Source organism: Xanthomonas sp. SHU 308, from assembly GCF_000364645.1.
Classification (GTDB): domain Bacteria; phylum Pseudomonadota; class Gammaproteobacteria; order Xanthomonadales; family Xanthomonadaceae; genus Xanthomonas_A; species Xanthomonas_A sontii.
On sequence record NZ_AQOK01000812.1, the window covers coordinates 1 to 6,161 of the forward strand.

A 6,161-nucleotide genomic window follows, 5' to 3' on the forward strand; every position below is an offset into this window, starting at 1 on the left:
GCGCAGCCCTCGCGAAGCCAGTCTGCGCACGAGGCTGTGCCCGTACCCTCATCCGCCCCTGCGGGGCACCTTCTCCGGTGGGAGAAGGGAAAGGCGCGAGCCCCTCTCCCCTCGGGAGAGGGGTTGGGGTGAGGGTCCGGGGCGAAGCCATCGCGAAGCCAGCCTGCGCACGAGGCTGCGCCCGCACCCTCATCCGCCCCTACGGGGCACCTTCTTCCAGGGGGAGAAGGGAAAGGCGCGAGCCCCTCTCCCCTCGGGAGAGGGGTTGGGGTGAGGGTCCGGGGCGCAGCCCTGGCGAACCCAGCCTGCACCAATGGGACAGCGCACGAGGCTGCGCCCGACGCACGAGGCTACGCCCGCACCCTCATCCGCCCCTACGGGGCACCTTCTCCCGGTGGGAGAAGCGAACCAGTCGCCGCAGACGATGGAACGATGGGTTGCGCCGGTCGCGGTTGGCCGCGGTGGCGGCGGCACCCACAGTAGGGAGCTCATCAGGAGATCGTCCGCCATGACCGCTTCCACCACCGTCGCCCCCGCGCGCATCCTGCGTGCCATTCGCGGCCACGCCACCGCCGACGGCGATGGGGGCAAGCTGACCCGCGTCATCGGCGGCGGTGCGCTGCCCGAACTGGATCCGTTCCTGCTGCTCGACGAGTTCGGCACCGACCGGGCCGAGGACTACGTCGGGGGCTTCCCCAGCCATCCGCACCGTGGCTTCGAGACCGTCACCTACATGCTCGACGGGCGCATGCGGCACAAGGACAACCACGGCAACGAGGGTCTGCTGACCCCGGGCAGCGTGCAGTGGATGACCGCCGGCCGCGGCCTGGTGCATTCGGAGATGCCGGAGCAGGAACACGGGCGCATGCGCGGCTTCCAGTTGTGGGTGAACCTGCCGGCGCGCGACAAGATGACCGCGCCGCGCTACCAGGAATTCGCGCCCGAGCGCATCCCGGTGGCGCAGCCGGCGCCGGGGGTGACGGTCAAGGTGATCGCCGGCCAGGTCGGCGAGGTGCACGGCCCGATCGCGCAGCCGGCCACCGACCCGCTGTATCTGGACATCGCGCTGGACGCCGGCACGCGCTGGGCGTTCGAACTGCCGGCCGGGCACAACGCCTTCGCCTACATGTTCGAGGGCGAGGCGGCACTGGGCGAGGGCGAGGCGGCGCGCGTGCTGCCGGCGCAGACGCTGGCGGTGCTCGGCGGCGGCGACCTGCTGCAGGTGCAGGCCGGCACGCAGGGCGCGCGGCTGATCCTGGTCGCCGGACGGCCGTTGCGCGAGCCGGTCGCGCGGCATGGGCCGTTCGTGATGAACACGCGCCAGGAACTGATGCAGGCCTTCGTGGATTTCCAGGAAGGGCGCTTCTGAGCGCGCGTTTCGCGCCGCATGTGGTGCGAGGGTTTGTTTCCTCGTAGCAGCGGCTTCAGCCGCGACGGCGTTATTGGGAATGCCTGTCGCGGCTGAAGCCGCTGCTACGGGAGACCGCAGTGCATGGCGCAGTGCGCCGCCTCAGCGCTCCAGCGCCAGGCTCGACTGGCGCATGTCCAGCCCCTGCACCAGCGACTGCAGGGTCTGCAGTTCCTGGGTGTCGGCGGCGTCGATCCACACCTGGGCGAACTGGCCCTTTTTCAGCTCCGCGACCGCGATCCGGCGCGAGGCCAGGCCCGGCAGGTCGGCACCGCCGAGGTCCGGCCGGTACCAGTACACCTGCTCGCCGGCGATGGCACCCTTTTCCTCGCGCAGCGTGCGCTGCAGCGGAATGTTCGGGTCGCGCGCGGTGAGCATCATGCCCAGCACCTGACGTCCGTCGGCGTCGCTGGCGCGGCAGACGATGAAGCCCTTGTCGCTGCGTTCGCTCCATTGCAGTTTGCTCTGCGGCGGCAGCGGTGGGCAGTTCTGTGCCTGCTGCGCGGTGGCGGCAGCGGCGGGCAACGCCGCCGCAGCGGTCAGCAGCGCCTTGCGCAAGAGTGTCTTCATTCGCGATGTTCCCCATACGCCGCGATGCGACGCGTTCGATCCATACGCACGCCTGCGGCGTCGTCTGCGGGAGCGCCCATCCTGTGCGGGATCCCGGCAGTGCATCCCCCGACGCAGTGCGTGTCCCGTGTGCGGTCACGCGTGCGCGGCCGCGTCTGCACCATAGCCCAGCATGGCCGCGCTGACAATTGGGATGCGGATTCCGGAATGTCCGTACGCGTGGTACGGCATGCCGGCACCCGCCCGGCTGCGCCGATCAGGCGGTTGCGGGCGCGGATCGCGGGGGGGGGGCGAGGGCGGTGGCGCTTCGCGTGTGCGGGGCGGTGGCCCGATGCAGGCCTGCCGCCGGCTCAGCGGCCGGGTTCGGGCAACGGAATGAATTCCTGGTCGTCGCCGGGGATCGTCCCGAAGCGGCCCTCGCGCCAGTCCTGCTTGGCCTGCTCGATGCGTTCCACCGAACTGGACACGAAGTTCCACCAGAGGTGGCGCGGGCCATCCAGCGGTTCCCCGCCCATCAGCATGGCCTTCAGCGGGGTCTTGGCGCGCAGCCGCCCGCGCGCGCCGGGCTCGGGCAGGACCAGGTGCCGCGCCGGGATGTCCACGCCGTCCAGTTGCGCCTCGCCTTCCAGGATGTACAGGGAGCGCTCGACGTGCCGCGCGTCCAGGTCGATTTCGGCGTCCGCTTCCAGGTCCAGGGCCACGTTGAGGGTGTCGGCGAACACCGTGACCGGCGATTCCTCGCCGTAGGCGCGGCCGGCGATCACCCGCAGCCACGCGCCGTCGCGGCGCTGCTGCGGCAGGCTGGCCGCGGTATGGTGGTAGAACGCCGGTGCGGTTTCTTCCGCCGATTTCGGCAGCGCCACCCAGGTCTGCATACCGTGCAGCGGATGCGCATGCTCACGCAGCGTGGTCGGTGTGCGTTCGGAGTGGGAGATGCCGCGGCCGGCGGTCATCCAGTTGACGTCGCCGGCGCGGATCACCTGGTCGGAGCCGAGCGAATCGCGGTGGCCGATCTCGCCGGACCACAGGAAGGTGACCGTGGCCAGGCCGATGTGCGGATGCGGGCGCACGTCCACGCCGTGGCCCGGCTCGAACACCGCCGGGCCCATGTGGTCGATGAAGACGAAGGGGCCGACGCTGCGCGCCTGCACGCTGGGGACGGCGCGGCGCACTTCGAAGCCGCCGATATCGTGGACGCGGGGGGCGATCAGGGTGGGCATGCCGGCGCTCGTGGTGGCAGGAACGGAGCGCAAGCTTCGCATGCGGACGCGTGGCACGGACGCCGGCGGCGCAAGACGCAATGTTCCGCGTGCCGCGGCGCTTGGTGTGCGCCTCTCGTGCGCAGGTGATGCGCGTTCTCAGGTGCGCATCGCGACACGACGCAGGCGACAGGCGACTGCGTGGATCCACGCCCCCGGGCGGGGGCGACCGATCGACGACGCCGGTGGCGACAACGCCATGTGGTTTCAATCCAACGCGTCCGCTTCGGACGCGACACGACAGTGCGGATGCGGCGAGTGCGCTTTCGCAGTCGCGCCAGCGGATGCCGAGGCTACAGCAAGCCCGGCTGGGCGATCGCCACCTCGCCGCGGCGCGAGGCCAGCCGATCGGCCAGCCGGGTCGGCTCCGGCAGACGATAGCCACGCAGGTAGCGCTGGGTCCACTGCAGCGCGCTGTCCACCGCCACACGATGGCCGGGCGAGACGATCAGCGGATTGCAGCGCAGCTTGCTGCGCAGCGCCCAGCCGACCACCTCGCCGCGATGCACGATGGGACTGTGGTCGCCGGCCTGCGCGCCGGGCTCCTCGAAGCGGCCGGCCAGCAAGGTCTTGGCCACGCCGATGCTGGGCAGCCCGGTGACCACGCCGAAGTGCGCGGCGATGCCGAGCCGGCGCGGATGGGCGATGCCCTGGCCGTCGACGAACACCAGGTCCGGCCGCTGCCGCAGCAGACCCAGCGCAGCCAGCAAGGCCGGCAGTTCGCGGAAACTCAGCAGACCTGGTACGTAAGCCATCGAGGTGGGCACGCGCGCGATCTCGGCCTGGTGCGGCTGCAGGGTCTGCGCGTCGAGCAGTACCGCGGCGGCGCGGGTGACCTGGCCGTCGTCCTCGAAGCCGACATCGAAGCCGGCCAGCCAGCGCGGCGGGTCGGGCACCTCGTCCTGCAGGCTGACCTGGCGCGCCAGCGTCGCCTGCAGCGCGCGCGCCTGCACGATGCTGCCGTCCCAGTCGCCGAATACGGAGTGCGTGGAAGGTTCCATGCGCCGATGATCGCGCCACGGTCGTGGCTGGGGTGTGCAGGGGCTGGGAATCGGGAATGGGGAATGGGGAATCGCAACGGCTTTGTTCTCCAGCAAGCCGGACAGCCAAGCGCCGCCTGCTGGTCAGAGCCGCGCGGGAACCGCTTCAACGATTCCCCATTCCCGATTCCCCATTCCCAGCCAAGAGCTACAATCCAGGGCCGCACGACCCACGCATCCCCCAACGGAGACCGTCGCAGTGACCCGCAAACTCGTACTGTTGCGCCATGGCCAGAGCCAGTGGAACCTGGATAACCGCTTCACCGGCTGGGTCGACGTCGACCTGACCGAGCAGGGCCGCCAGGAAGCCGTGGCCGCCGGCCGGCTGATGCGCGAGGAGGGGCTGCAGTTCGACGTCGCCCATACCTCGGTGCTCAAGCGCGCCATCCACACTTTGCAGGGCGCGCTGAAGGAACTCGACCAGGACTGGCTGCCGGTGCACAAGAGCTGGCGTCTCAACGAGCGCCACTACGGCGGCCTGCAGGGCCTGGACAAGGCCGAGACCGCGGCCAAGCACGGCGAGGACCAGGTCAAGATCTGGCGCCGCTCCTACGACATCCCGCCGCCGCCGATGGACGCCGAGGATCCGGGCCATCCGCTGCACGACCGCCGCTATGCCACCCTGGACCGCAACGCGCTGCCGGCCACCGAATCGCTGGCGACCACGCTCGAGCGCGTGCTGCCGTACTGGCACGACGCCATCGCGCCGCAGCTCAAGGCCGGGCAGACCGTGCTGGTCACCGCCCATGGCAACTCGCTGCGCGCGCTGTACAAGTACTTGAACGACGTCTCGCGCGAAGAAATTCTCGAACTCAACATTCCCACCGGCATCCCGCTGCTGTTCGAACTGGACGACAGCCTGCAGGTGCAGTCCTACCGCTACCTGGGCGACCCGGAAGCGGCCAAGAAGGCCGCCGAAGCGGTGGCCAATCAGGGCAAGGCGAAGTAAGCACCAGGATCGGCACGCGGCCGGCAGGAGAACGCGATGGGTGGATTCAGTATCTGGCATTGGCTCATCCTGCTGGTCTTGCTCGCCTTGCCGCTGCTGGTCGGCATGGTGGTGTGGCTGGCGATCCGCGCCCAGCGGCGCCGGCCGGCCGCGGCGCCGCCGCCGTTGCCTCCCGTCGACTCGGTCGAGCAGCGCCTGCGCGCGCTGGAGCAACTGAAGGCGCAGGGATTGATCGATGCGGCGGAGTACACGCGCCGGCGCGAGCAGATCCTGGCCGCGTTGTGAGTGTGTGATGCCTCGGCAGGCGCCGCGTTCGCGCGGCCTGCCAAGCGGAAGCGCGGTGTCGACGCCGCGCCGCGTGTTGCATGCAGCGCGCGTTGCCGCAGTTGCGCGGCAACGGCGTAACCCCGGAATCTCCTTACCAGACGCAGCTGGTAAGCAACAGCCCGGGCTGCACGTCCACCCAGCGCAGACGGTGCGCTTGTCCGGCCGGCAAGGCCGGCGCCAGCGGCGTGGCGATCCGCGTCTCCACGCTGCCGCTGGCCGGCTCGCAGCCTTCGATGCGCAAGGCGTTGAAATCGAAGAAGCGGCCGACGGTCGCCGCGGTGGCCTTGTAGAAACTCTCTTTCGCCGAGAAGCCCAGGGTCAGCGCATACGGCCAGCCGCGGACGCGGGCGAGCGCAGCCAATGCGTCACAGTCGCTGGCGTCCAGGGCCACGCTGCGGATCGCCTCGAGCTGGTCCGCGGCCACCACACGTTCGATATCCAGGCCGATGCCGTTGGCTCCGGCGGACGTCGGCATGGCGATAGCGACCGCCACGCCGTCGGTATGCGAGAGGCTGCCGAGGAAACCCTCTGGCCAGAGCGGCGCGCGGTCGGGGCCGATCGGAAGGTCGGTGGCCGTGCTGCCGGCCGCCCGCAGCGCGGCGAGCGCC

General features: G+C 70.5%; 7 protein-coding genes. 3 read left to right on the plus strand and 4 right to left on the minus strand.

Annotation, left to right across the window (positions count from 1 at the left end; all coding sequences use genetic code 11):
- The first annotated feature begins 508 nt into the window (after positions 1–508).
- Positions 509–1,369: a pirin family protein gene (locus tag D588_RS0121420; RefSeq protein ID WP_017917460.1), complete on the plus strand. Its 861-nt coding sequence runs from the start codon at positions 509–511 to the stop codon at positions 1,367–1,369.
- A gap of 141 nt (positions 1,370–1,510) precedes the next feature.
- Here D588_RS0121420 and D588_RS0121425 read toward each other — a convergent pair whose 3' ends face one another.
- From D588_RS0121425 to nfi, 3 genes are all read right to left on the minus strand, one after another.
- Positions 1,511–1,978, minus strand: a complete 468-nt coding sequence (locus D588_RS0121425; protein WP_017917461.1) for a hypothetical protein — start codon at positions 1,976–1,978, stop codon at positions 1,511–1,513.
- 350 nt (positions 1,979–2,328) lie between these two features.
- Positions 2,329–3,198, minus strand: a complete 870-nt coding sequence (locus tag D588_RS0121430) for a pirin family protein (protein ID WP_017917462.1) — start codon at positions 3,196–3,198, stop codon at positions 2,329–2,331.
- Between the two features lie 332 nt (positions 3,199–3,530).
- Positions 3,531–4,238 (minus strand): deoxyribonuclease V, encoded by a 708-nt coding sequence (gene nfi / locus D588_RS0121435; RefSeq protein WP_017917463.1) that lies wholly within the window; start codon positions 4,236–4,238, stop codon positions 3,531–3,533.
- Between the two features lie 238 nt (positions 4,239–4,476).
- Between nfi and gpmA the strand changes: the two genes are divergently transcribed.
- Positions 4,477–5,226, plus strand: coding sequence for a 2,3-diphosphoglycerate-dependent phosphoglycerate mutase (gene gpmA, locus D588_RS0121440; RefSeq protein ID WP_010342084.1), 750 nt, complete (start codon positions 4,477–4,479; stop codon positions 5,224–5,226).
- Between the two features lie 36 nt (positions 5,227–5,262).
- Positions 5,263–5,511, plus strand: coding sequence for an SHOCT domain-containing protein (locus tag D588_RS0121445; RefSeq protein WP_017917464.1), 249 nt, complete (start codon positions 5,263–5,265; stop codon positions 5,509–5,511).
- Positions 5,512–5,644: 133 nt separating this feature from the next.
- On the opposite strand, the gene D588_RS0121450 is transcribed toward D588_RS0121445, so the two are convergent.
- Positions 5,645–6,161: 4'-phosphopantetheinyl transferase superfamily protein (locus D588_RS0121450; protein WP_017917465.1), on the minus strand; the 517-nt coding region annotated here is incomplete at its 5' end.

What these genes read in the sequence shown, in the direction of transcription:
- D588_RS0121420 (WP_017917460.1), top strand. Translation starts at nt 509, where the DNA reads ATGACCGCTTCCACCACCGTCGCCCCCGCGCGCATCCTGCGTGCCATT.
- D588_RS0121425 (WP_017917461.1), bottom strand. Translation starts at nt 1,978, where the DNA reads ATGAAGACACTCTTGCGCAAGGCGCTGCTGACCGCTGCGGCGGCGTTG.
- D588_RS0121430 (WP_017917462.1), bottom strand. Translation starts at nt 3,198, where the DNA reads ATGCCCACCCTGATCGCCCCCCGCGTCCACGATATCGGCGGCTTCGAA.
- nfi (WP_017917463.1), bottom strand. Translation starts at nt 4,238, where the DNA reads ATGGAACCTTCCACGCACTCCGTATTCGGCGACTGGGACGGCAGCATC.
- D588_RS0121445 (WP_017917464.1), top strand. Translation starts at nt 5,263, where the DNA reads ATGGGTGGATTCAGTATCTGGCATTGGCTCATCCTGCTGGTCTTGCTC.